General features: G+C 67.5%; 19 protein-coding genes. 15 read left to right on the top strand and 4 right to left on the bottom strand.

Translation table 11 applies throughout. From position 1 onward, the window contains the following. Positions 1-52 precede the first annotated feature (52 nt). The 4 genes from VUG52_RS01280 to tssA form a co-directional block, all read right to left on the bottom strand. A complete protein-coding gene (locus VUG52_RS01280; protein WP_050703365.1) occupies positions 53-541 on the bottom strand; it encodes an Hcp family type VI secretion system effector in 489 nt (162 codons plus the stop codon). Positions 542-689: 148 nt separating this feature from the next. Further along, complete coding sequence (tssC, locus tag VUG52_RS01285) at positions 690-2,183, bottom strand: type VI secretion system contractile sheath large subunit (protein ID WP_050703366.1); 1,494 nt, start codon at positions 2,181-2,183, stop codon at positions 690-692. 11 nt (positions 2,184-2,194) lie between these two features. Continuing rightward, positions 2,195-2,710 (bottom strand): type VI secretion system contractile sheath small subunit, encoded by a 516-nt coding sequence (gene tssB, locus VUG52_RS01290; RefSeq protein ID WP_050703367.1) that lies wholly within the window; start codon positions 2,708-2,710, stop codon positions 2,195-2,197. A 73-nt stretch (positions 2,711-2,783) separates the two neighbouring features. After that, positions 2,784-3,818 carry a type VI secretion system protein TssA gene (gene tssA, locus VUG52_RS01295; RefSeq protein WP_050703368.1) on the bottom strand — a complete coding sequence of 345 codons (1,035 nt, stop codon included), beginning with the start codon at positions 3,816-3,818 and terminating at the stop codon, positions 2,784-2,786. Positions 3,819-4,215: 397 nt separating this feature from the next. On the opposite strand from tssA, the gene tagH reads away from it, so the two are divergent. The 15 genes from tagH to VUG52_RS01370 all read left to right on the top strand — a co-directional run bounded on the left by tagH (position 4,216) and on the right by VUG52_RS01370 (position 23,456). Further along, positions 4,216-5,589, top strand: a complete 1,374-nt coding sequence (tagH, locus tag VUG52_RS01300) for a type VI secretion system-associated FHA domain protein TagH (protein ID WP_331832343.1) — start codon at positions 4,216-4,218, stop codon at positions 5,587-5,589. Between the two features lie 49 nt (positions 5,590-5,638). Beyond that, positions 5,639-6,139 carry a type VI secretion system lipoprotein TssJ gene (gene tssJ / locus VUG52_RS01305; RefSeq protein WP_050703370.1) on the top strand — a complete coding sequence of 167 codons (501 nt, stop codon included), beginning with the start codon at positions 5,639-5,641 and terminating at the stop codon, positions 6,137-6,139. 15 nt (positions 6,140-6,154) lie between these two features. Further along, positions 6,155-7,489, top strand: coding sequence for a type VI secretion system baseplate subunit TssK (gene tssK, locus VUG52_RS01310; RefSeq protein WP_050703371.1), 1,335 nt, complete (start codon positions 6,155-6,157; stop codon positions 7,487-7,489). A gap of 157 nt (positions 7,490-7,646) precedes the next feature. Beyond that, positions 7,647-8,963, top strand: a complete 1,317-nt coding sequence (locus VUG52_RS01315; RefSeq protein ID WP_050703372.1) for a DotU family type VI secretion system protein — start codon at positions 7,647-7,649, stop codon at positions 8,961-8,963. Further along, complete coding sequence (tssM, locus tag VUG52_RS01320; RefSeq protein ID WP_050703373.1) at positions 8,960-12,466, top strand: type VI secretion system membrane subunit TssM; 3,507 nt, start codon at positions 8,960-8,962, stop codon at positions 12,464-12,466. The genes VUG52_RS01315 and tssM overlap by 4 nt, the downstream gene beginning before the upstream one ends. Continuing rightward, complete coding sequence (gene tagF, locus VUG52_RS01325) at positions 12,463-13,119, top strand: type VI secretion system-associated protein TagF (protein ID WP_050703374.1); 657 nt, start codon at positions 12,463-12,465, stop codon at positions 13,117-13,119. The genes tssM and tagF overlap by 4 nt, the downstream gene beginning before the upstream one ends. After that, complete coding sequence (locus VUG52_RS01330) at positions 13,116-13,835, top strand: PP2C family protein-serine/threonine phosphatase (protein WP_050703375.1); 720 nt, start codon at positions 13,116-13,118, stop codon at positions 13,833-13,835. The genes tagF and VUG52_RS01330 overlap by 4 nt, the downstream gene beginning before the upstream one ends. 7 nt (positions 13,836-13,842) lie before the next feature. Next, positions 13,843-16,845 (top strand): serine/threonine-protein kinase, encoded by a 3,003-nt coding sequence (locus VUG52_RS01335; RefSeq protein ID WP_050703376.1) that lies wholly within the window; start codon positions 13,843-13,845, stop codon positions 16,843-16,845. After that, complete coding sequence (locus VUG52_RS01340; protein WP_050703377.1) at positions 16,845-17,549, top strand: ABC transporter ATP-binding protein; 705 nt, start codon at positions 16,845-16,847, stop codon at positions 17,547-17,549. Before VUG52_RS01335 ends, VUG52_RS01340 begins: the two co-directional genes overlap by 1 nt. Continuing rightward, entirely contained in the window at positions 17,549-18,751 is a 1,203-nt protein-coding gene (locus VUG52_RS01345; protein WP_050703378.1) for an FtsX-like permease family protein, read from the top strand. Before VUG52_RS01340 ends, VUG52_RS01345 begins: the two co-directional genes overlap by 1 nt. After that, positions 18,744-20,510 (top strand): formylglycine-generating enzyme family protein, encoded by a 1,767-nt coding sequence (locus tag VUG52_RS01350; protein WP_052896378.1) that lies wholly within the window; start codon positions 18,744-18,746, stop codon positions 20,508-20,510. The genes VUG52_RS01345 and VUG52_RS01350 overlap by 8 nt, the downstream gene beginning before the upstream one ends. 78 nt (positions 20,511-20,588) lie before the next feature. Then, complete coding sequence (tagQ, locus tag VUG52_RS01355) at positions 20,589-21,518, top strand: type VI secretion system-associated lipoprotein TagQ (RefSeq protein ID WP_050703379.1); 930 nt, start codon at positions 20,589-20,591, stop codon at positions 21,516-21,518. Positions 21,519-21,766: 248 nt separating this feature from the next. Next, positions 21,767-22,627, top strand: a complete 861-nt coding sequence (locus VUG52_RS01360) for an NAD synthetase (RefSeq protein WP_331833110.1) — start codon at positions 21,767-21,769, stop codon at positions 22,625-22,627. Continuing rightward, the gene (locus tag VUG52_RS01365) at positions 22,624-23,049 is read left to right on the top strand and encodes a hypothetical protein (protein WP_331832344.1); all 426 of its coding nucleotides are present in this window, start codon (positions 22,624-22,626) and stop codon (positions 23,047-23,049) included. The genes VUG52_RS01360 and VUG52_RS01365 overlap by 4 nt, the downstream gene beginning before the upstream one ends. After that, complete coding sequence (locus tag VUG52_RS01370) at positions 23,046-23,456, top strand: hypothetical protein (protein WP_331832345.1); 411 nt, start codon at positions 23,046-23,048, stop codon at positions 23,454-23,456. The genes VUG52_RS01365 and VUG52_RS01370 overlap by 4 nt, the downstream gene beginning before the upstream one ends. The last annotated feature ends 39 nt before the right edge of the window (positions 23,457-23,495 follow it).

The following is a 23,495-nucleotide window of genomic DNA, read 5'->3' on the forward strand; positions in this document are numbered from 1 at the left end:
GAGGCGTGGAGAGGGGCGCCCGCGCCGCCTGGGGCGGCACGGGCGCGGTCGGTCACATCTTGACGTTGGAGCGGATGTTCCAGCCGTACTTGATCGGGCCGCCTTCCTTGGTGCCGTCGGCCTTCTGCGGCTGGTAGTCGACGGTGACCTTGGCGAAGTTCAGGGTCACGTTCTCGGTCAGGCGGTCGTCGCTGCCCGAGCCGCCGGTGCTCAGCGAGCTGACGATCACCTCTTCGAGGTTGATGATCAGGTACTCGACCTGGCTTTCACCGCCGGCCTTGCGCACGGTCAGCTTGACCTTGTCGATGTGCTTGCCGCTGGAGCAGTGGGCCATCAGGTTGGGGCTGGACTTGTCGATGTACTTGGTGATCGACAGGTCCTGGATGTTGACCTTGCCCGAACCGCCGCCACTGCCCATGTGCATGTTGCCGGACTGGGACATGCCCCAGCTCCAGTTGAGCACGTCGATTTCGTCTTTGTGAGCCTTGTCGTGGGACTCGCCCTTGATGTCGCCGATCTTGATGAAAATATCTACAGCCATGATGTCCTCGGGATTTCCAGTCGGTTGGCGGTGCTAGTGGGGCTGCTGTGCAGCCCATCGCGGGACAAGCCCGCTCCTACAGGGTTTGTGCAGCCTTTGTAGGAGCGGGCTTGTCCCGCGATGGGGCGCGCAGCGGCCCCGTTCAGGCTTAGGCCCCTTTGGCCGAAGGCAGCTTCGACACCAGGCGCAGCGACACGGTCAGCCCTTCGAGCTGGTAGTGCGGGCGCAGGTAGAAGCGCGAGTTGTAGTAACCCGGGTTGCCTTCGACTTCCTCGACCACCACTTCGGCGGCCGCCAGTGGGTGCTGGGCCTTGGTAGTCTCGGTGGAGTGCGCCGGGTCGCCGTCGACGTAGTTGAGGATCCAGTCCTGCAGCCAGCGCTGCATCTCGTCCTTTTCCTTGAACGAGCCGATCTTGTCGCGAACGATGCACTTCAGGTAATGGGCGAAGCGGCAGGTGGCGAACAGGTACGGCAGGCGCGCGGCCAGGTTGGCGTTGGCGGTGGCGTCCGGGTCGTCGTACTCGGCCGGCTTCTGCAGCGACTGCGCGCCGATGAAGGCGGCGAAGTCGGTGTTCTTCTTGTGCAGCAGCGGCATGAAGCCGTTCTTGGCCAGCTCCGCCTCGCGGCGATCCGAGATGGCGATCTCGGTCGGGCACTTCATGTCCACGCCACCGTCGTCGGTGGGGAAGGTGTGCGCCGGCAGTCCCTCGACTTCACCGCCGGATTCCACGCCGCGGATGCGCGAGCACCAGCCGTAGTGCTTGAACGAACGGTTGATGTTCACCGCCATGGCGTAGGCGGCGTTGGCCCAGGTGTACTTGCTGCTGTCGGCGCCGTCGGTGTCTTCCTCGAAGGCGAAGGCCTCCACCGGGTCGGTCTTGGCGCCGTAGGGCAGGCGCGCCAAAAAGCGCGGCATGGTCAGGCCGATGTAGCGCGAGTCTTCCGATTCACGCAGCGAGCGCCAGCCGGCGTATTCCGGGGTGGTGAAGATCTTGGTCAGGTCGCGCGGGTTGGACAGCTCCTGCCACGAGCCCATGCCCATCACCGTCGGCGAGGCGGCGGAGATGAACGGCGCGTGCATCGAGGCGCAGACCTTGGACACTTCGCCCAGCAGCTCGACATCGGGTGGCGACTGGTCGAAGTAGTAGTCGCCCACCAGGCAGCCGTAGGGCTCGCCACCGAACTGGCCGTATTCCTCTTCGTAGAGCTTCTTGAAGATCGGGCTCTGGTCCCAGGCGGTGCCCTTGAACTTCTTCAGGGTCTTGTGCAGGTCGTTCTTCGAGATGTTGAGCACGCGGATCTTCAGCTGCTCGTCGCTCTCGGTGTTGTTGACCAGGTAGTGCAGGCCGCGCCAGGCGCTTTCCAGCTTCTGGAAGTCATCGTGGTGGATGATCTGGTTGACCTGGGCGGTGAGCTTGGCGTCGATGGCGGCGATGATCTGCTCGATCGAGCCGATGGCATCGTTGGAGACCAGGCTGGTCTGTGCCAGGGCCTGCTCGGCGAGGGTGCGCACGGCGCTCTCGACGGCTTCCTTGGCCCGCTCGGTCTTGGGCTTGAATTCCTGCAGCAGGAGGCTGGCGAACTCGCTCGGGTCCTGGGTGGCCGCCTGCGGGGCCTGGCTGTCGCGCAACGGATCGTTCATGGTCGGTCTCCTCAGGCCTTCGGCTCGTTGTCGGCAGGTTTCGGCGCGCTGGCCAGGGCCTGGAGCAGGGCCGGGTCCTTGATGGCCTTGAGGATGATGTCCTCGGCGCCGGTCTTGCCGTCCATGTAGGTCAGCAGGTTGGCCAGCTGGGTGCGGGCCTCGAGCAGCTGGTTCAGGGCATCGACCTTGCGCGCCACGGCGGCGGGGCTGAAGTCGTCCATGCTCTCGAAGGTGATGTCCAGGCTCAGGTTGCCTTCACCGGTCAGCTCATTGGGCACGTTGAACGCCACGCGGGGCTTCATGGCCTTCAGGCGCGAGTCGAAGTTGTCGACGTCGATCTCCAGGAACTTGCGGTCGGCCACGGCCGGCAGCGGCTCGGCGGGCTTGCCGGCGAGGTCCGAGAGCACGCCCATGACGAAGGGCAGCTGGACCTTCTTCTCGGCGCCGTACAGCTCGACGTCATATTCGATCTGTACCCGCGGCGCACGGTTGCGCGCGATGAATTTCTGGGAGCTGTCTTTCGCCACGTTGTTCCTCCTGGTCGCCGGTACGGCGGCTCTGCTTGTTGCGGGCGTCGGTGTTTAGGCGGCCGGAACGACGTCAGTCGTGTTCCGGGCCACGCAGGTTCTCGAATTGCGACATGCCATCGGGGATCAGGTCGCGGACGATGGTCGCGAAGTCGGCGTCGACCAGCTTCTTCGCCCGGCGCAGCAGCACCGGCAGCGGGCTGGAGGGCTCGTGGCGGGCGTAGTACTGGAGCACCCGCTCGAGACTCTGCAGCACGTCATCGCGGCTGTTCACCTCGCCGGGGCGCACGGCGACACGTGGCGCGGCGACGGCGACGGGCTGCGGGTCGTCAGGGGCGCCATGCGCCGTCACTTCGTCCATGCTCGCGCTGACCGGCGCCGAGCCTTCCGGGCTGTAGTCGGCCAGCACCTGCTGGACCTGGCGCAGCGGCTGGCGCAGGGCGGACAGGTCGACGCCGCTGGCCGAACCGACCTGGTCGTTGACCCGGCTCTCGATGGTGTCCAGGGCTTCGCGGGCCAGTTGCAGGGCTTGGCGGCATTGCGCGAGCTGCTCGGGGTCGGCGTCGCGCAGGGCGGCGGCCAGTTCCTCGGCGCTCAGCTGCTCGCTGGCGAAGTGCTGCACGCCCGCCGCATGCAGGGCGGCGCGCAGGGTGACCGGGCCAAAGGTGCGCGAACGCACCAGCACGGCGTCGCGCAGCAGGGCGATGTTGGTGTCGCAGGTGAGCCCGGCCAGGGCATTGACCCGCACGGTGGGGTCGTTGTCGTCGGCGGCGTCCAGCTGCGGGTGCAGGTGCAGCCAGTATTCGCCCAGCAGGTCGCGGATCAGCTCGAGGCTCGCGGCCAGGCCCGGCAGGCCGTGCAGGGCCAGGTTGGCCTGGACCAGGAAATGGGTGATGCGCAGGTCCTTGCTGCGTTGCAGCAGGCTGGTGCAGGACTGCTCGATGGCACGCCACTGCGGCGGCTCGGCCGCTTGCACGGCGTCGCCCATCACGCGCTCGGGGCGGCCCTGGGCGTCACGTTCCAGTTGCAGGAAATCGGCATCGTATTCGAGGTCGTCGCCGCACGGAAAGTCTGCGGAAACAGCGGCGAGCAGCTGCGGTGAGTTCACCAGAAATCGATCTCCCTATCGGCCCTTGGTGAGGGCGTCGTTTGCGCCAAGTTGCAAATGTGAAATGGCGCACAAACTTGTCAAAGAATGCGAAGTTGATATCACCGTGATATCACTTTGGCATTCTTAAGTTGCGCATTTATGGTTTATTTCCAAATTGCTGTCAAGGTAAGCTACGCGCCGCGAAGGGTGACTGTGAACCAGTTGGCAGGTATTCGTGTCCATTGGTCAGGTGCCATCAAAGTGCCTTGCCGATAGGGTTTAATACGACCTTTCCGGGAAGCGAATTTCGGTGTGAGGCCCAGTACTTACAAGGGTTTAGCCGGAAAGTGAGGTCGGGCTCGCGAATCCACTCAAATGGATGTGTGAGTGTTTCATATATATGCAAGGAGGCGTGATGGCACTTTGCCTGACCATTACCAGTTATCACAAGATCACCCCTGGGCAATGCCCGGAGAAGTTGCTGGAAAACGGTGCCATCAGCGTAGGTCGTGCGGCGGATAATGACTGGGTACTTCCCGATCCGGAACGCCTTGTTTCTTCGAAACATTGTGTGATCCAGTTCAAGGATGGCCGCTATTACTTGACCGATAACAGCACAAACGGCGTGGAACTGGTACACGCCGGTATTCGCCTGCGTCGCGGTAACAGCGAACCGTTGATGGACGGCGAAGTTATTCGAATCGGCGATTACGAGATCCAGGCACGCATCGATGCCGGCCTGTCGATCCCGGTTGCCGGGCAGCCGCAGGCCCATAGTTTCGAAGCATTGATGGCCAACCAGGCGGCCGCCCAGAGCGCGCCCATCGTCGGCGCGCCGGCCGCATTCCTGCAGGGTGCATCGAGCCACGATACCCTGCCGGACCTGTTCGATTTTCTTGGCCCATCCACTGTGCCTCCGGTCAGCCTGCCGGATCATGTCCCCGCCCAGCAGCATGACTTCCGTCCGCCCACGCCAGTGGCGCCGCCGCCCCCGCCAGTGCAGGCCGCCATACCCGCCGCGCCGGGCATGATCCCCGACGACTGGAACCTGCTCGATGAAACGCCGGTGGTTGCTCCCCAGCCTGCGCCTGTGATCGCGCCGCCCCTGCCAGAGCCGGTAGCGCCGGTGGCACCGGTCGTCACGCCTGCGCCGCCACCTACCGCCGTGTCGGCACCTGCGCCCGACCCGACTGGTGCCGGCGATGCGTTGCTGCAGGCCTTCCTGCGTGGCGCGGGCATCGAGCACCTGCGCATCGACGCGGCCGATGCCGCCGCGCAGATGGAGGCGGTCGGGCGCAGCTACCGCCTGATGGTCGAAGGCCTGATCGATGTGCTGCGCGCGCGCAGCAGCCTGAAGGGCGAGTTCCGCATGCAGCAGACCACCATCGCCCCGGTGCGTAACAACCCGCTGAAGTTCGCCCCCAACGCCGACGAAGCGTTGCTGTTGCTGCTGCGCGAGGGCAATCAGGCGTTCATGGCCCCGGACCAGGCGGTGCGCGACAGTTTCGACGACCTGCGCGCCCACCAGCTGGCGGTGATGGCGGGTGTCGAGGCGGCCATCAAGCACTTGCTCAAACGCTTCGAACCCGCTCGCCTGGAGCAGCGCCTGGCGCCCGCCGCCGGGCTGGCCAAGCTGTTCGGTGGTTCGCGCCAGGCCCACTGCTGGCAGCAGTTCACCGAGCTTTACAGCCAAATTTCCCAGGAAGCCGAAGACAACTTCCAGGACCTGTTCGGCCGCGAGTTCAGCCGCGCCTACGAGGCCCATAGCCAACGCATTCAACGCTCCTGAGGCCAACGCCCGGAGCACAGGAAGAACACAGGACGTCATGAGGACGAGGATGAGTGCAACGAGACTGATCGCAGCCCTGGCCATGGTGCTGCTCAGTGCCTGCAGCAAGGACAGCCCGGTCGAGCCCGCCGTTACCGACGCGGCGCCGGCGGCCACGGGCATCACCCTGTATTTCAGCGCCGCGGCCGGGCTCAACCCCGGCGCCGGCGGCACGCCCGCGCCGGTGCGCGTACGCATCTACGAGTTGAAGAACAGCGCCGCCTTCGCCCGCGCCGACTATTTCGCCCTGGCCGAGCGCGCCCAGGCCACCCTGGCCGCCGACCTGATCGACCAGGACGAAGTCCTGCTCCAGCCCGGCGAGCAACTGCGCCTGGAGCGTCCGCTCGACCCGTCCACGCGCCTGGTCGGCCTGGTGGTCGGCTACCGCGAGGTCGACCAGGCCCAGTGGCGCAGCGTGCTGCCGGTGCCGCCCCGCGACTATCAGATCAGCCTCGATGTGCGCGCCGTGCGCAGCGCCGTGGCCACCCCACAACCTGAGCCTGCCCGCTAGGCAATCGGAGAACCCATGTCCTGGAACAATCGCGTGGTCTGGTCGGAAGGGATGTTCATCACCACCCAGCACTTCCAGCAACACGACCGCTACCTGGAGAACTTCGTCGATGCTCGCAGCCGGCCGCTCCACGCCGCCGCCTGGGGCTTTTCCGAGCTGTTGGTCGACCAAGGCCTGCTGGCCCAGGGCAAGCTGGCGATCCTCAGTGCCCGTGGCCTGCTGCCGGACGGTACTCCGTTCGACATCCCGCGTGACGACCTGCCGCCCGCGCCGCTGGAGATACCCGATGACCTGCGCAACGGCGTGATCTACCTGGGCCTGCCGCTCAAGCGCGCCGGTGCCCGCGATACCGTCGATGACGGTGAAATACCTGATGGTGCGCGCTATGTCAGCCGTATCAGCGAAGTCCGCGACGACAACGCCCCGTTCGAGAACCGGGCCCCACTGGCCCTGGGCAGCCGCGCCCTGCGCCTGCTGCGCGCCGAGGACGGCCTGAGCGACTATGCCGCGTTGGGCGTGGTGCGCATCCGGGAAAAACGCGCCGATCGCGCCCTGGTGCTGGATGACAGCTACATCCCGCCGCTGCTCGACGTGACCGCCAGCAACCTGCTGTCAGGTTTCCGTGGCGAGCTGCTCGGCCTGCTGCACCAGCGCGGCGAGGCCCTGGCCGGGCGCGTGGTGGCCTCGGCCAACGGCGGTGCCTCGGAGATCGCCGATTTCATGCTGCTGCAACTGGTCAACCGCGCCCAGCCGCTGGTCGAGCACCTCAACCAGCTGACGCCGCTGCACCCCGAGCGGCTGTACAGCGAGCTGGTGGCCCTGGCCGGCGAGTTCGCCACCTTCACCCGCGAAGGTCGCCGCCCCGAGGCATATCCGGTGTACCAGCACGACGACCTGGCGGCGACCTTCGCACCAGTGCTGGCCGCCCTGCGCGAGGCCCTGTCGATGCTGATCGACAGCAAGGCCGTGGCCATCCCGCTGGTCGAAAAGGCCTACGGCATTCATGTCGGCATGCTGGCCGACCGCAGCTTGCTCGACAGCGCCAGCTTCGTCCTGGTGGTGCGCGCCGACGTGCCCAGCGAGACCCTGCGCAGCCGTTTCGGCCAGCAGAGCAAGATCGGCGCGGTGGAGCACATCCGCGACCTGGTCAACCTGCAGTTGCCGGGCATCGGCCTGCTGCCGCTGCCGGTGGCGCCACGGCAGATTCCGTTCCATGCCGGCTCCACCTACTTCGAACTCGACCGGGGCAGCGAACACTGGAAGCAGCTGCAGCATTCCGGTGGTTTCGCCTTCTACGTCGCCGGCGAGTTCCCCGGCCTGAACCTGGCCTTCTGGGCCATCCGAGGATAACGCGATGGCGGTCGATCATGTCGCAACCTCGTGGGAGCGGGCTTGCCCCGCGATGCAGGCGACGCGTTGCCTGGCACCGGCTGCGCCGGTGATCGCGAGGCAAGCTCGCTCTTACGCTGAACCTACCCGCTATCCAAGGACCGGAGACTAAGCCGCGATGCAATCGGACGATCCGTTAGCCAATGACCGCACCCAGTTCATGCCGCGCCCCGGTGGCCGAGGCCCGCAGCCGGCCGCGCCGGGGCCTGCGCAGGCGGCGCCGCCACCGCCACTGAACGTGCCGGCCGAACCGCTGGCGCCGGGCCAGGCGGCGGGTTTGAACCCGCTGGAGCAGGCGGCCGGCCCGCTGCTGGCGTTGCTCACCCGCCTGCGCAACACCATCGCCCACCCGGCGCCGGCCAGCCTGCGAGCGCAACTGCTGGCCTACCTGCGCCAGTTCGAGGAGCGCGCCGAGGCCGCCGGGGTCGCGCGCAACGAAGTGCTGCTGGCGCGCTACGCACTGTGCACCGCGCTCGACGAGGCCGTGCTCAGCACGCCGTGGGGCAGCGCCAGCGACTGGGGCAAGCAGAGCCTGCTGATCACCGTGCACAACGAGGCCTGGGGCGGCGAGAAGGTGTTCCAGCTGATGGAGCACTGCCTGCAGAGTCCGCGTGAACGCCTGCACCTGCTGGAGCTGTTGTACCTGTGCACCAGCCTCGGTTTCGAAGGCCGCTACCGGGTGATGAACGGTGGCCGAGCCCAGCTCGAGGCCCTGCGCGAGCGCACCGCCGCGACCATCCGCAGCGCCCGTGGCGATATCGAGCGCGAGCTGTCGCCGCACTGGCGCGGCGTCACCGTGACCCGTGACCGCCTGGCGCAGTTCGTGCCGCCCTGGGTCGGCCTGGCCCTGGCCCTGGCGCTGCTGTTGCTGGTGCTGTTCGGCCTGCGCCTGAAACTGGCCGCCGACGCCGAGCCGGTGTTCCGTGGCATCCATGCCCTGGGCGAGATCCCGGTGCAGGCCATGGACCGCCCGGTGGTGCAGCCAAAGCCGGTGGAACGTCCACGCCTGGCCGGTTTCCTGGCCGAAGACATCAAGGCCGGCCGGGTCGCGGTGGAGGACGCGGTGGACCGCTCGGTGGTGACCATCCGCGGCGACGAGCTGTTCGCCTCGGCCAGCGCCAGCATCAAGGGTGACTTCGAGCCGCTGATGCTGCGCATTGCCGAAGCCGTCGCCAAGGTCAAGGGCAACGTGAAGGTCACCGGCCACAGCGACAACCAGCGCATCGCCACGCTGCGCTTCCCGTCCAACTGGGCGTTGTCCCAGGCCCGTGCCGAGGAGGTGAAGAACCTGCTCGCCGCCCGCACCGGCCAGCCCGGGCGTTTCAGCGCCCAGGGCCTGAGCGACACCGAGCCGCTGGCGTCGAACGACAGCGCGCAGGGCCGGGCGAAGAATCGCCGGGTTGAAATCACCGTTCTGGCGGAGGGCGTCGAGTGAAGGCGTTTTTCAGTTTTGTCATTCGCTGGGTGGTCCCGGTGCTGGGCCTGCTCGCCCTCAGCCTGATCATCTGGTTCCTCGGTCCGCTGCTCGATGCGCTGGTGCCGGTCGCGCCACGTCTGGTGCTGATCGTCCTGCTGTTCGCGGTGTGGATCGCCTACCGCGTATGGCGCATCGTCCAGGCCCGGCGCCAGGCGGCCAAGGTGATGCAAAGCCTGGCCGCCGAGACCGCGCCGGACCCTGCCGGCGTTGCCACCGCCGAAGAGCTGGCGACCCTGCGCCAGCGCATGGACGAGGCCCTGGTGCTGCTGAAGAAGGCGCGCCTGGGCGGTGACGAGCGACGCAACCTGTACGAGCTGCCGTGGTACGTGATCATCGGCCCGCCCGGTTCGGGCAAGACCACCGCGCTGGTCAATTCCGGCCTGCACTTCCCGTTGGCGGCGCAGCTGGGCGAGGGCGCCATTCGTGGCGTGGGCGGCACGCGCAACTGCGACTGGTGGTTCACCGACCAGGCCGTGCTGCTGGACACCGCCGGCCGCTACACCACCCAGGACAGCCATGCCCAGGTGGACAAGGCGGCCTGGCTGGGCTTCCTCGACCTGCTCAAGACCCAGCGTTCGCGCCGGCCCATCGACGGCGCCTTCATCGCCATCAGCCTGTCCGACCTGCTGCTGGGCAGCGACGCCGAGCGCGCCGCCCACGCGGCGGCGATCCGCACCCGCATCCAGGAGCTGTACAGCCAGCTGGGCGTGCGTTTCCCGATCTACCTGATGCTGACCAAGCTCGACCTGGTGCCGGGCTTCATGGAGTTCTTCGACAACCTGAGCAAGGAAGAGCGGGCCCAGGTGTGGGGCATGACCTTCCCCCTGGATGACGGCCAGCACGGCGATGGCCCGCTGGCCCAGTTCGGCAGCGAGTTCGCCTTGCTCGAGCAGCGCCTCAACCAGCGTCTGGTCGAACGCCTGCAGCAGGAACGCGACCCGGCGCGGCGCGACCTGGTCTACGGTTTCGTCCAGCAGTTCGCCGCCTTGCGCGGCAACCTCAAGACCTTCCTTGATGGCATCTTCAAGCCCAACGCCTTCGAAGCGCGCGCCCTGCTGCGCGGCGTGTACTTCACCAGCGGCACCCAGGAAGGCAGCCCCATCGACCGCCTGATCGGCAGCATGGCCCAGAGCATGGGCCTGGACCGTGCCCATTTGGCGCGGCAGAACGGCACCGGGCGCAGCTACTTCATCGAGAAGCTGTTCAGCGCCGTGGCCTTCGCCGAGCGCGGCCTGGTCGGCAGCAACCCCAAGGTCGAGCAGCGGCGCAAGTGGATCGCCCGCGGCGCCCTGGCGCTGAGCGTGGCCCTGGTGCTGGTGGTCGGCACCTTGTGGACCTTGAGCTACCGCGCCAACCAGCAATACATCGCCGAGGTCGACGGCCGCCTCAAGCCGCTGGGCAAGAGCGTGCAGGAGCTGAGCCCGGCCCAGCGCAACGTGGTCGACGTGCTGCCGTTGCTCAACGGCGTGCGCCGCCTGGCCGAGGATCCGCCCGGCTGGGCCGAAGGCCTCGGGCTGTACCAGGGCGACATGCTCGAAGGTGAGTCGGACAGCGTCTACCGCAAGTTGCTGATCGCCATCTTCGCCCCGCGCCTGGTCACCCGCATCGAAGAGCAGCTGTACGCCGGCGGCCCGTCCGACTACCTCTACGAGGGGCTCAAGGCCTACCTGATGCTGGCCGACGGTGAACACTACGACGCCGAGTTCATCAAGGCCTGGGTCACCCTCGACTGGGAGCGCAGCCTGCCCCGCGACCTGGCGCCGGACCTGCGCCAGGCCCTGGAGCAGCACCTGGCGGCGCTGTTCGACAAGCGCCCGCCCAATGCCCGTCTCGACCAGCGCCTGATCGACGACACCCGCCGCCAACTGCAACAGCTGCCGGTGGCCCAGCGTGTCTACGACCGGGTCAAGCGCCAGAAACTGCCGGCCGGGGTCGGCGACTTCCGGGTCAGCGACGCCGCCGGCCGCGACGCTGCGCTGGTGTTCCGCTTCAAGAACGGCAAGCCGCTGAGCGAGCCGCTGCCGGGCATCTTCACCGTCGAGGGCTACCGCAAGGCGTTCCTCGCCGCCAGCCTGGCCCACAGCGAGACCCTGGCCGAGGAGCGCTGGGTGCTGGGCCGCGAGGCCAGCGAGTCGGGCGATGCCAAGCGCCTGGCCGACGATGTGCTGCAGCTGTACTACCAGGACTACATCCGCCATTGGGATGCGCTGCTGGCGGACCTGGACTTCGTGCCGATCACCAGCGTCGGCCAGGCCGCCGATGTGCTGCGGGTGCTGTCCGGGCCGACCTCGCCGATGAAGAAACTGCTGCAGGCGGCCGCCAAGGAGACCAACCTGGCGCAGCCGACCACCCTCGACAAGGTCCAGGCCAAGGCCGAACAGGCCGGTGTCGACCAGCTGCGCCAGCGCCTCGGCGGCCTGCTCGGCGATGCGCCGCTGCCGAGCGACAACCCGGCTGCTCGTGAGGTGGACCCGGTGACCGCGCACTTCGCCGAGCTGGCCGCGCTGGTGGAAACCGGCGAAGGACAGCCTGCGGCCATCGACGGCCTGCTCACCGACCTCAATGCCCTGTACGTGCAGGTCAGCGCCATGGTCGGCGCCAGCGGCGACGCGCTGCTGGGCGAGGCCAAGAACCAGGCCCAGGCCGCCGCGCAGCGTGTCGCCCTGGGCGCCGCGCGCCAGCCCAAGGTGGTGCAGAACCTGGTGGGTTCGGTGCTCGGCTCGACCCACAACATCGTCATGGGCGGCGTGCGCAACCAGCTCAACGCCGCCTGGACCAGCGAGGTGGTGAATGTCTACCGCCAGTCCCTCAGCGGCCGCTACCCGCTGGTGGCCGGCAGCTCGCGGGACGCCACCCTGGAGGACTTCGGCCTGTTCTTCGGCGTCGGCGGGGTGATGGACAACTACTTCCGCAAGTACCTGCAACCCTACGTCAATACCTCGAGCACGCCGTGGAGCTGGCAGCCGGGCGCGGCGCAGAAGCTGGGGATCAACAGCAACGTGCTGTACACCTTCCAGCGCGCGGCGAGCATTCGTGATGCGTTCTTCCGCAACAGCAACGGCGTGCAGCCGGGCGTGCGCTTCGAACTCAAGCCGGTGGCGATGGACGCGACCATCACCCAGTTCCTGCTCGACCTCGATGGCCAGCAGGTCAGCTACGACCACGGTCCGAGCCGGCCGGTGGCGTTGCAGTGGCCGAACCCCAACAGCATCGGCGTGGTGCGCCTGTCGATCTCGCCGCCCTCGGCCACCGGCCGTTCCGGCCTGACCGTGGAAGGCCCCTGGGCCTGGTTCCGCCTGCTCGACCAGTCCGACCTGGTGGCCGGCAGCTCGCCGGAACGCTTCAACCTGCGCCTGCGCGTCGATGGCGCCAGCGTGTCCTACGAGCTGCGTGCCAGCAGCGCTTTCAACCCGTTCCGCAGCCGAGTGCTCAGCGGTTTCAGCCTGCCGGAGCACCTGTGAACGACGTGGGTTTCTACGGAAAACTGGCCAGCCGCGGCGACTTCGTCAGCCGCGGCCTTCCAAACAGCTTCATCCAGCCCTGGGATCAGTGGCTGGCGGCGGGGATGCAGGCCAGCCAGCAGGCGCTGGGCGAGCGTTGGCTCGAGGCCTACCTGGTCAGCCCCTTGTGGCGATTCGCCCTGGCGCCGGGGCTGTGCGGGCCCGAGGCGGTCATCGGCGTGCTGATGCCGAGCATCGACCGGGTCGGGCGGTATTTTCCGCTGACCGTGGCCCAGGTGCTGGAGCCGGGGCAGCCGTTGGCGCCTGTGGTGGCGGGGGCCGAGGAATGGTTCGAGGCGGTCGAGGAGGCATTGCTGGCGACGCTTGAGCCGGGTGCTGCCTTTGAGGATTTCGAGGCTGCTTTGCAGCCTTTTCGCGGCTCGACGCTGCTCCTGCAGGGACCGCGTGTGACGGTGGGTGGGTTGCAGCGGTTGGATGCGACCACGCCGCAGGGGCGCGCACTGGCCTTGGCCGAATGCGCCTGTGAGGGCATGAGCCTGTGGTGGGGCAGGGGTTCCGAACGTATCGCCCCGGGGTTGATGCGCTGCGCGGGCCTGCCGCGCAGCGAGGATTTCGCCGGGTTTCTTTTGGGTAGCGAGGCGCGCAGCGAATGACCGACATGCAGTACACAGCGGCCAGCTACAGCCATGTCGGCATGGTGCGCAAGATCAACGAGGACGCCTGCCTGGAGTTGACCTGGGCAGGCCTGTGGGCAGTGGCCGACGGCATGGGCGGGCATGCGGCGGGCGACTATGTCAGCAGCCTGGCCATGGACAGCCTGCGCAGCCTGCCGATGCTCGACTCGCTCGACGACTTCAGCGGCGAGGTGCGCGACGGCCTGGCCTGGGTCAACGGCATCGTGCGCGAGGAAACCGTGCGCCGTGGCGTGGCGATGATGGGCAGCACCGTGGTGGTGCTGGCGGCGCGTGGCGACCAGGCCATCGGCCTGTGGGCCGGCGATAGTCGCCTGTACCGCCTGCGCGATGGTCGCATCGAGCGCCTCAGCCACGACCACAGCTACGTCCAGGAGCTGCAGGACAGCGGCCTGCTCAACGAGGCCGAGGCGCGGGTGCATCCGCGCGGCAACATCGTCACCCGCGCCATCGGCGTCGAGGATGACCTCGACCTGCAGGCCGTGGCCCTGCAGGTGCGGCCCGGCGACACCTACCTGCTGTGCAGCGATGGCCTTAACAAGACCGCCGAGGACCACGAGATCGCCGAAGTGCTCGGCCACGCCGACCCCTACGAGGTGGTCCGCAGCCTGGTGCACCTGGGGCTGACCCGTGGCGCGCCGGACAACATCACCGCAGTGGTCGTCAAGGTGAACTGAAGACATCATGGACATGCAGATCCCCGGATTCGATATCGATCGCGAGCTTGGCCAAGGCGCCATGGCCAGCGTGTACCTCGCCACCCAGCGTTCCCTGGAACGCAAGGTGGCGCTGAAAATCATGGCGGCGAGCCTGGCCGCCGACCCGACCTTCTGCGAGCGCTTCCTGCGCGAAGGGCGCACCCTGGCGCGGCTGGCGCACCCGAACATCGCCACCATCCACGACATCGGCAATGTCGGCGAGCTGTACTACATGGCCATGGAGTACCTGCCCAGCGGCACCCTCAAGGAGCGCATCGCCGATGGGCTGACGCCCGAGCAGGGCCTCGCCTACGTGCGCCAGATCGCCCAGGCGCTGGGTTATGCCCATGCCCAGGGCCTGGTGCACCGCGACGTCAAGCCGGCCAACATCCTGTTCCGTGCCGACGGCACTGCAGTGCTGTCGGACTTCGGCATCGCCAAGTCGCTGGATGACCGCACCCAGTTCACCCAGGCCGGCTTCGCCGTCGGCACGCCGAGCTACATGAGCCCGGAACAAGCGCGGGGCATGGAGATCGACGGCCGCGCCGACCTGTATGCGCTGGGCGTGGTGCTCTACGAGATCCTGGTCGGCAAGCTGCCGTACAGCGGCACCGATGCGCTGTCCACGGCGCTGGCGCACCTGACCGAGCCGCTGCCGGAACTGCCCATCGAGCACGGCCGCTACCAGGACATCCTGCGTGGCCTGCTGGCCAAGGATCCCAACGAGCGCTTCGCCGACGCGGTGGCGTTGCTGGCCGCGCTGGACCGCCTGACGGTCCAGGCGCCGGTCGAGGACAACGACAGCACATTGGTGCGTCCGCTGCCGATCCCGCCGCCGACCACCCCGCAACCGGTGTCCATCGACATTCCGCAGGCCGTTGCCGCTCCCGTGAGCGAGCCCGCCCGGCGGCCCGAACCCAAGCCCGCTCCCGCCGTGAAGTCCGGATCGAACAAACCGGCCAAGGCCGTGCTGGCGGTGGCGATCGCGGCGGCGCTGGGATTGGGTGGCGCGTTCTTCTGGCTGCTCGGCGGCAGTGACGCGCCCGCGCCAGAAACACCGGTGGCGCAGACGCCCGCCGACAGCGTGGCCCCCGCCGAACCCAAGATCACACCCGTTGCCGCCTCGGACGATGGCCGCCCACTGCTGATGCCCGGCAAGAAGACCCTGTTCCAGCGTGTGCTGACCAAGCCCGACGCCCAGCTGGTGGCCCAGCCCGGCGATGCCTCGGGCGAGAAACTGCCGGCCTTCTCCGTGCTCTACGTCTACCAGCGCAAGGACGTCGGCGGCCAGGCCTGGGTCCAGGTCGGCGCAGCCAGCGACGGCCAGCGCGATGGCTGGCTGCCGGCCGCGCAGACCAGTGACTGGAAACAGAGCCTGGTGCTCAAGTTCACCGAGCGCTCGGGCCGCTCGCCGGTGATGTTCATGCGTCAGGTGGACGATGTGCAGCACTTGCTCGACGACACCGCCCAGGCCCGCGACAGCCTGCTCAAGGCACAGAACCACCCCGACCAGGTACCGCAGGTGATGGCCCTGGAGCCGGCGGCCAGCGCCGTGCCGCAGAACCAGTTCTACCTGATGCCGATCTTCGACTACCGCGAAAGCTTCGACGCCGGCGGCCAGCCGGTGCAACTGCTCAACATCGCCTCCATCGACCCCGGCGCCAGTGCCCGCGACAGCGCGCCCAAGGCAGCCGGCGTGACGGCGGTCGGCGACAACAGCTTCCGCACCGGCATCGTCCTGGTGGTGGACACCTCGGTGTCCATGCAGCCGTATATCGACCGTGTACGCCAGGTGGTCAGCGAGCTTCAGCAGCAACTGGCGGCCCGGGGCGAGCTGGACAGCGTCAGCTTCGGGCTGGTGGGTTTCCGCAACAACGTCAAGCGCACCCCGGGCCTCGAGTACTTGAGCAAGACCCTGGTCAGCCTGGAGGAGGGCCGGGATCCTGCGCGCTTCCTCAAGGCCGCCTCGCAGGTCAGGGCCACCAGCGTTTCCAGCCATTCGTTCAACGAGGATGCCTTCGCCGGGGTGATGCAGGCGGTCGAGGGCATGGACTGGTCCGGCTATGGTGGACGCCTCATCTTGCTGGTCAGCGATGCCGGCGCACTGCGCAAGAATGACCCATTCAGCAGCACCCAGATGAACGAGGCCGAAGTGCGCCAGGCGGCGCTGAGCAAACAGATCAAGATCTACGCCCTGCACCTGCGCACCCCGGCCGGGGTGAAGAACCACGGTGCGGCCGAGAGCCAGTATCGCGTGCTCACCGCCGACAGCAACCCGCAGATCGGTGACCTCTACGTCGGCGTGCCGGGGGGCGAGGTCGGCGCGTTCGGCGAGCGCGTTCGCGAGATCGGCTCGACCTTCGCCGAGCTGGTGCACCAGGTGCGCAACCAGCAACCACAGCCGGTGCCGCTGCTGACCTCGGCCTCGGGGCTGGCGGCCAAGTCCCAGGCCATCGGCTATGCCATGCACATGGACTTCCTCGGCCGCCATGGCGCCAGCCAGGCGCCGCAGCTGGTCAGCGCCTGGACCGCCGACCGCGACCTGACCAACCCGACGCTGCCCACCCTGCAGGTGTGCGTGATGCTCACCAAGCTGCAGCTCAACGACCTGCAGCAGTCGCTCAAGCTGATCGTCGATGCCGCGCGCAAGACCCGCAGCTCGCCGGGCGACTTCTTCAACGAGATTGCCAGCGCCAGCGCCTACATGAGCCGCGACCCCGGCGCCCTGCGCAAGGGCGCCAACCTGGCCCAGGGCGGGGTGCTCGGCGAGTACCTCGATGGCCTGCCGTACCGCAGCAAGTCCCTGAGCATGACCCAGGACCTGTGGCTGTCGCTGTCGGTGGCCGAGCAGGAGGACTTCATCGACGAGCTGGACTCGAAGATCCGCCTGTACGAGACCTTCCACAACGACATGGCCAACTGGGTGCGCTTCGGCAACGCCGAGCCGGGTGACGCCCTGTACCGTGTCCCGCTGTCGACGCTGCCGTGATGATTCGCCTGGACGGGGTGCGCAAGACGCGCGGGCAGGGTGCCCAGCGCTACAGCCTGCAGGTCGACCGGCTGCACCTGGCCGTGGGCGAGCGGGTGGCGCTGGTCGGCCCCAGCGGCTGCGGCAAGAGCACCTTGCTCGACCTGCTGGCGCTGGTGCTGGCGCCGGATGCGGCAGAGGGCTTCGTCCTCGGCGGCGAGGATGTCGCCGGGCTGTGGCACGGCCGGCAGCTTGATCGCCTGGCCAGCTGGCGCAGCCGCCACCTTGGTTACGTGCTGCAGGCGGGTGGGTTGCTGGGTTTTCTCGATGTGCGCGGCAACATCCGTCTGCCGCGCCAGCTGCTGGGGCTCGGCGATGATGGCAGCGTCGAACGCCTGGCCGAAGCGCTGGATGTGCACGACCAGCTGGGCAAGAAACCCGCCGCCTTGTCCCTCGGCCAGCGCCAGCGGGTCAGCTGCGCCCGTGCCCTGGCCCATGCCCCGACGCTGCTGCTGGCCGACGAGCCGACCGCCGCGCTGGATCCGGTCAACGCCGAGCGGGTGATGCAGCTGTTGCTGCGCGAGGCCGAGGCGCGCCAGGTGACTTGCGTGGTCGCCACCCACGACGAAGCCTTGGCCCGCCAGGCCGGGCTGACGGTGCTGCGCATGGCCTGTCGGCGTGAGGCCGACGGCGGCGTCACGGCAACGCTGGAGCGGGCCGCCTGATGCGCCCGCTGCTGATCGCCGGGTTGGCCTGGCAGGACTACCGCAACGATGCGCGGCTGTCGGCGTGCGGCGTGCTGGCGCTGGTGGCGGTGATCGCGCCACTGCTGGTGCTGTTCGGCCTGAAGTTCGGCCTGGTCGGCAGCCTGACCGAGCGCCTGCAGCGTGACCCGGGGGTGCGCGAGATCATTCCCCTGGGCGGTGGACGCTTTCGCGCCGAGTTCATCGAGGAACTGGGGCAACGCCCGGGGGTGGCCTTCGCCATCCCCCGGACCCGGCAGATCGCCGCCACCGCCGAACTGCTGTTGCCCGCCCACGGGCGTGGCCTGACGGTTGAAATGCTGCCGACCGCCAAGGGTGATCCCTTGCTGGCGCAAGTCGTTCCCCCGACGGGGCTGCAGCAGGTGGTGCTGAGCTTTACCGCTGCGGAAAAGCTCGGCGCCAGGGCCGGAGACGAGCTGCAGGCCAGCTTCAGCCGCCGACAGGCCGGGCAGATGCAATGGCGGCAGACGCGCCTGCAGGTCATCAGCGTGTTGCCCCTGGCGGCGTTCGAGCGCGATGGCCTGTTCGCGTCGTTGCAGTTGCTCGAAGCCGTCGAGGATTACCGCGATGGCCGCGCGGTGCCGACACTGGGTTGGCAGGGCGAGGAGCAGGGAAGTGCACAGCAGCGGGTGTACCCGGCATTTCGCCTGTATGCCCGCGAACTGACCGATGTCGAGCCGCTGCGCCAGTTCTTCGCCGAGCGCAAGCTGCTGGTCTCGACCCAGGCCGCACAGATCGCCCAGGTGCAATCGCTCAGCCGCAACCTCGACCTGGTGTTCTGGATCATCGCCAGCCTGGCCGTGGCCGGCGCCGTGGCGGCCATCGCCGCGGGCGCGGTGGCGGCGGTGGAGCGCAAGCAGCGCGAGCTGGCGGTGCTGCGTTTGCTGGGCTTCGGCACCGCTGCGCTGCTGTTGTTCGTGGTGCTCCAGGCGCTCTACAGCGGAATTTTGGCCGCCGTTGTGGCGGGGTTGTTGTACCTGCTGGCCGAGCACGGCCTGAACCGACTTTTCATGCAGGTGCCCGGCGAGTTCGCCAGCCACCTGCTGCCCATGCACTACCTCGTTGCGTTGTGTGCCGTGCTGCTGGCCAGCACCGCCGCCGCCGCCCTGGGCGGCTGGCGGGTGGCGCGCATCGAGGCCTGCCAAGGAATACGTGATGTCTGATCGCCGTCTCGGGGCTGCCGCCCTGATCCTCACCGCGCTGAGCCTGGTGGCCTGTTCCCCGGCCGATGGCGACGACAAGGCCAAGCCGGCCGTGCAGTCCCAGGCCGGGGCCGACAGCAAGTTCGACAACCCCAAGCCGTTGCCAGGCGATGTCAGCCTGCCGCTGCCCTGTGGTGGCGAGCTGGTGCTGCGCAGCGTCTACGTATTGGCCCAGGGCAGCCTCGACGACCGTGAGGTCAACCTCGGCTACCCGTTCAGCGAAGGCGAGGCCGGCTACAAGCAGTCGTTCATCTCCGGCTACCGACGCGACTTCATCAACGGCCAGTTCAGCCTGCAGGACCTGGCGCCGCAGTGGCAGAAGGCCGTCGGCCCTAGCCTGCCGAAGGTCGAGAAAGGCAGCCCGCTCACGCCGATGATGTACTTCATCGGCAAGTACGAAGTGACCGCCCGCCAGTACGCCCAGGTGATGGCCCAGGCGCCGTCGCTGGCCGGCGGCGACGCGGCGCCGGCCTGCGAGGCGAGCAACGACGCGGCGGGCCGCCTGCCCAAGGTCAAGCTGTCGCGCTTCGAGGCCGAACGTTTCGCCGCCGTCTACAGCGCCTGGCTGATGAAGCACCATCGCGACCTGCTGCCGGTCAGTGGCCGTGGCAGCAAGGCCGAGGACGGTGGCACCGGTTTCGTGCGCCTGCCCACCGAAGTCGAGTGGGAATTCGCCGCCCGTGGCGGTTCGGCAGTCAGCCGCCAGGAACTGGAAGGGCGACTGTTCCCGCGCAAGGTCGAAGGCGCCGACAGTGAAGGGCCGCTGGCCGACTTCGCGGTGTTCAACCAGGTCGCCGGCGGCACCGGGCAGGCGGCGCGGCTGATGCCGATCGGCACCAGGCAGCCCAACCCGCTGGGCCTGTTCGACGTGATCGGCAACGCCGCCGAGATGGTCCAGGAGTCGTTCCAGCTGGTCAACGCCGGGCGCCTGCAGGGCGCCTACGGTGGCTTCGTGGTCAAGGGCGGCAACTACCTCGAGGGCGAGGGCACCCTGTTCACCGGCATGCGCCGCGAGTACCCGCTGTTCGGCGCCGACGGCACCGAGCAGCGCAACGAGACCACTGGCTTTCGCGTAGCCATCGGCGCCCTGTCGGCCCCGCGTTCGCGCTACCAGGAACTGTTCGAGCAGTGGCAGAAGGAAGGCCGTCTGGCCGGCCTGACCGACGACATCGACGCCGCCCAGGACCCGACCAAGCGCCTGGACAGCATCATCGCCGCCGCCACCGACCCGCGCCAGCAGGCCGAGCTCGGCCTGGTCAACGAAGAGCTCAAGCGCAACGTCTCGCTGATCGCCCGTCAGCGTGAAGAGGCCGCCGGCAACCTGATCCAGTCCGCCGCCCTGGTGGCCGAGACGGTCAACAACTACAACATCCGCCTGACCAACCTGCAGAACACCCAGGCCAAGGCCGAGGCTTCGGGCGACCAGACCAGCGCGCGCATGTACGGCGCCGCCATCGCCAATGGCCGCGCCGCCCTCGATGGCGCCGTGGCGATCTACATCGACAACCTGTCCAGCGGCACGCGCTACACCGACGCGGTGATCCAGGCGCAGTTCCAGCGGGTCAAGGAAGAACTCAATCGCAAGCCGGTCCTGGGCAACAGCCTGGTGACCCGCGCCACCCTGTTCGTCCGCCACGTCGGGGAGTACCGCCAGAACCGGCGGGCCGATCCGGCGACGATCCTCAAGGAGCTGCTGGCATCGGCCGCCCCGCGACCCTAAGGACAGCTTCGACAGAAAGGACTCCCGGGTGGCACGAAGCCCCCGGATACCGAGAAACCCAAGAAGAGAAACCAGACCATGTTCACCCGCAAACCCCTGATCACTGCATCCCAGGCCCGTACCGCGCTGCTGCTGGCAGCCGGTTTCAGCACCGTGCTGTTGAGCGGTTGCGCCAGCTCGCCCGTGTCCAAGGTCGGCGCCACGACCAAGGTCGAGTACTACCCCAACTGCTACGAGCCGGTGCAGCACCTGCGTTCCACCGACGGTGACATGACCCGCTCGGTCGCCACCGGTGCGCTGCTCGGCGCGGTCGGCGGTGCCCTGACCGGCGCCCTGGTCGACAAGGAAAACCGCGGCCGCAATGCCGCCATCGGCGCCGCCGGTGGCGCCCTGGTCGGTGGCGCGGCCGGTTACTACACCGAGCGCCAGAAGCAGATCAGCGACGACAAGCAGCGCATCGCCTCGTACGCCACTGACATCGACAAGAGCGCCGCCGACCTGGACCGCACCACGGCCTACGCCAAGTCGTCGCAGTCCTGCTACCAGCGCGAGTTCGCCAGCCTGATCCAGAACCGCAAGTCTGGCCGCATCAACGACACCGAGGGGCGCAAGCGCCTGGCCGAGATCGTCGCCGGCCTGCAGGAGTCGAACAACCTGCTGACCACTGTGAACGGGCGTCTGGGTGAAAACCTGAACAACTACACCCAGGCCTACGAGCAGGACCTCAAGCAGGTCGGCGTCGCGCGCACCGACGTGGTCGCCGTGGCCGAGCCGCCGAAAGTGGCGACCACCGGCAAGAAGAAAGATGTGAAGAAGGTCCAGCCGGCCAAGAAGGTGACCAAGGACGTGCCGCCGGAAGCCGTGGCCACCGAGAAGACCCTGCAGAATGCCAACGGCAAGAAAGCCGAGGCCCAGCAGGTGGCCAAGGCCGGTACCGACCAGGTCAACGCCATGTGCCGCAACCCGGACATGGGTGACTGGGCGCCGGTGCCGTGCCCGAACGTGTGATCCCTTAAGGCCGCTCGCCGACCTGTGGGAGCGGGCTTGCCCCGCGAATGCGATGGTGAATCTACCGGCGCAATCGCGGACAAGCCCGCTCTCATGGAACTGCACAACCTTGTTGATTTAGCAGGGGCCTGTGGGGGCGCGCTGGCCGGGTAATCACAGTTGCCCGTGCGATACGGTCGCTCATTGTAATAGGAAACCGATTTGTGACAGACCTGCTCTCCAACTCCCTGGGCAGCACCTCTCAGTTCATGGCGCGTCAGCGCATGCAAGGCCGCATCGACCAGCAGAAGCTGTTCAAGGCCATCGACGCCGACCCAGGCATCGTCGGCGCGGGTGTCGTCTACATCGATGCCGACTACAACGTCATCACGCTGCGCGAGTTCCAGCCGATCTGTAGCATCAAGCCCAAGCGCATCATCCTGCGCGAGGCGCCTCGCTACACCTCGCCCGAGCAGTTCATGAACCAGCTGCAGAGCAACCCGCGTGAAGCCCGGGTGGTCAAGGAGGCGGTTAACACCACTTTGTCCTGTGCAGGCGCGGTGCTGGGCTGGATCGTCATGTTCAGCGGTACCATCGCCGTGCCGTTCTCCGGGGGCGCCAGCCTGGCGCTGACGGTCGCGGGCTATGCCGCGGCAACCGCCAGTACCGCGCAGTGCGGTATCGGCCTGGTGCGAACCGCCTTCGAGGCAACCGACCCTTCGCTCAATGATGCCCTCGATCAGGAGGCGTGGTACCAGGCCGCCACTCCTGTGCTCGATGCAGTGTCGCTGATGGGTGTGGGCGCTTCAGGTCTCACGACGTTGAAGTTCCTCCAGGTGCGCAAGGCCGCGACCGGCAACAGCTGGTATCAGCTGACCCGCTCGCTGAGTCGACAGCAACGCAAGGCGCTGACCAAGGAGCTGCTGCTGATCAAGCATCCGGCCCTGACGGCCAAGCAGTTGAAGCTAAGGCAAAGTGCGGGCGAGCTGGTCAAGCGCTTCACGCCTACGCAGATCAACCATTCCACACAGACGTTGATCAAGGACTCGCTGGGTGGCTTCATTGGCCTGGCCGGCAGCGGTACGGTGCAGGGCATGGCTGTCGGGCTTTACGAGGAAATTTCCGAATGATCCGGCATCCTGAGTTGAAGGGCTTTCTTCAGCGGTACTTCGGCGTGTTCATCGGCGCGTATTTTTCGTCGATCATCGCCGTGGCCTGGACATTCGCATTGGTGTGGAGCACCTACTGCCGACAGTGCTCGAAGGACGGGCTCTTTCCCTGGAGCCTTTCCATCACGCTGGCGGTCTTCATGCTGGGGCATGGCGCGGTGGTCCGGGGACGTGCCTGGGGTGCGTGGCTTGTGGCGGGGCTGTGCGTGGCTAGCATGGTGATCACGCTGACGACCTACGGGCATCGCCCCAACCTGTTCATCTTCACCAGCAGCCTGGTCGCTGGGCTGGTGACATTGCTGTTGCTCAATAGCCGCAGATACCGGGAGATGCGTGTTCGCCTGGTCGAGTATCGGGAGCATCGACGCCAGGGGCGTCGATGAGTCCAGATCCCTCTGCGCGGTTCATGGCCCGCTACTTCCCGGTCTTTGTGCTGGGCATCATCACTTCGATTCTCTCGGTGGCATTGGCGGTGACGCTGTGGGTCGACAGCCACTGGCGCAACCATCCGGGCAATCCGCTCTTCTCTGTGCTGGCCATTGGCGGGCTGGTAGTGCTGTTGTGCCTGGGTCACATCGCGATGATTCGCGGGCTGAGGGCGATGTGGGTGGTATTGCTGGTGCCAGTGGTTGCACTGCTGATGGCGTTGAGCCTGATCGGGAGCGGTTTGAATAGCGGGCTGTTGGTCGCGGCGCTGGTGCTGCCGTTAGTGGCAATGCTGGTGTTCAATAGCCAGCGCCATCGGGAGATGCGGCGGCAACTGGTGGCGCTGCGCAAGGCGCGGGGCTAGCCATCGCGGGGCAAGCCCGCTCCCACGCTGGTGATGCTT

The organism is Pseudomonas sp. LH21 (genome assembly GCF_036549575.1).
In the GTDB taxonomy this organism is placed as follows: domain Bacteria; phylum Pseudomonadota; class Gammaproteobacteria; order Pseudomonadales; family Pseudomonadaceae; genus Aquipseudomonas; species Aquipseudomonas peradeniyensis.

Coding starts and splice junctions, on each gene's coding strand:
- tssC (WP_050703366.1), bottom strand. CDS start 2,183: ATGAACGATCCGTTGCGCGACAGCCAGGCCCCGCAGGCGGCCACCCAG.
- VUG52_RS01280 (WP_050703365.1), bottom strand. CDS start 541: ATGGCTGTAGATATTTTCATCAAGATCGGCGACATCAAGGGCGAGTCC.
- tssJ (WP_050703370.1), top strand. CDS start 5,639: ATGAGTGCAACGAGACTGATCGCAGCCCTGGCCATGGTGCTGCTCAGT.
- VUG52_RS01345 (WP_050703378.1), top strand. CDS start 17,549: ATGCGCCCGCTGCTGATCGCCGGGTTGGCCTGGCAGGACTACCGCAAC.
- VUG52_RS01370 (WP_331832345.1), top strand. CDS start 23,046: ATGAGTCCAGATCCCTCTGCGCGGTTCATGGCCCGCTACTTCCCGGTC.
- tagH (WP_331832343.1), top strand. CDS start 4,216: ATGGCACTTTGCCTGACCATTACCAGTTATCACAAGATCACCCCTGGG.
- VUG52_RS01335 (WP_050703376.1), top strand. CDS start 13,843: ATGGACATGCAGATCCCCGGATTCGATATCGATCGCGAGCTTGGCCAA.
- tssK (WP_050703371.1), top strand. CDS start 6,155: ATGTCCTGGAACAATCGCGTGGTCTGGTCGGAAGGGATGTTCATCACC.
- tagQ (WP_050703379.1), top strand. CDS start 20,589: ATGTTCACCCGCAAACCCCTGATCACTGCATCCCAGGCCCGTACCGCG.
- VUG52_RS01350 (WP_052896378.1), top strand. CDS start 18,744: ATGTCTGATCGCCGTCTCGGGGCTGCCGCCCTGATCCTCACCGCGCTG.
- VUG52_RS01330 (WP_050703375.1), top strand. CDS start 13,116: ATGACCGACATGCAGTACACAGCGGCCAGCTACAGCCATGTCGGCATG.
- VUG52_RS01340 (WP_050703377.1), top strand. CDS start 16,845: ATGATTCGCCTGGACGGGGTGCGCAAGACGCGCGGGCAGGGTGCCCAG.
- VUG52_RS01365 (WP_331832344.1), top strand. CDS start 22,624: ATGATCCGGCATCCTGAGTTGAAGGGCTTTCTTCAGCGGTACTTCGGC.
- VUG52_RS01315 (WP_050703372.1), top strand. CDS start 7,647: ATGCAATCGGACGATCCGTTAGCCAATGACCGCACCCAGTTCATGCCG.
- VUG52_RS01360 (WP_331833110.1), top strand. CDS start 21,767: ATGGCGCGTCAGCGCATGCAAGGCCGCATCGACCAGCAGAAGCTGTTC.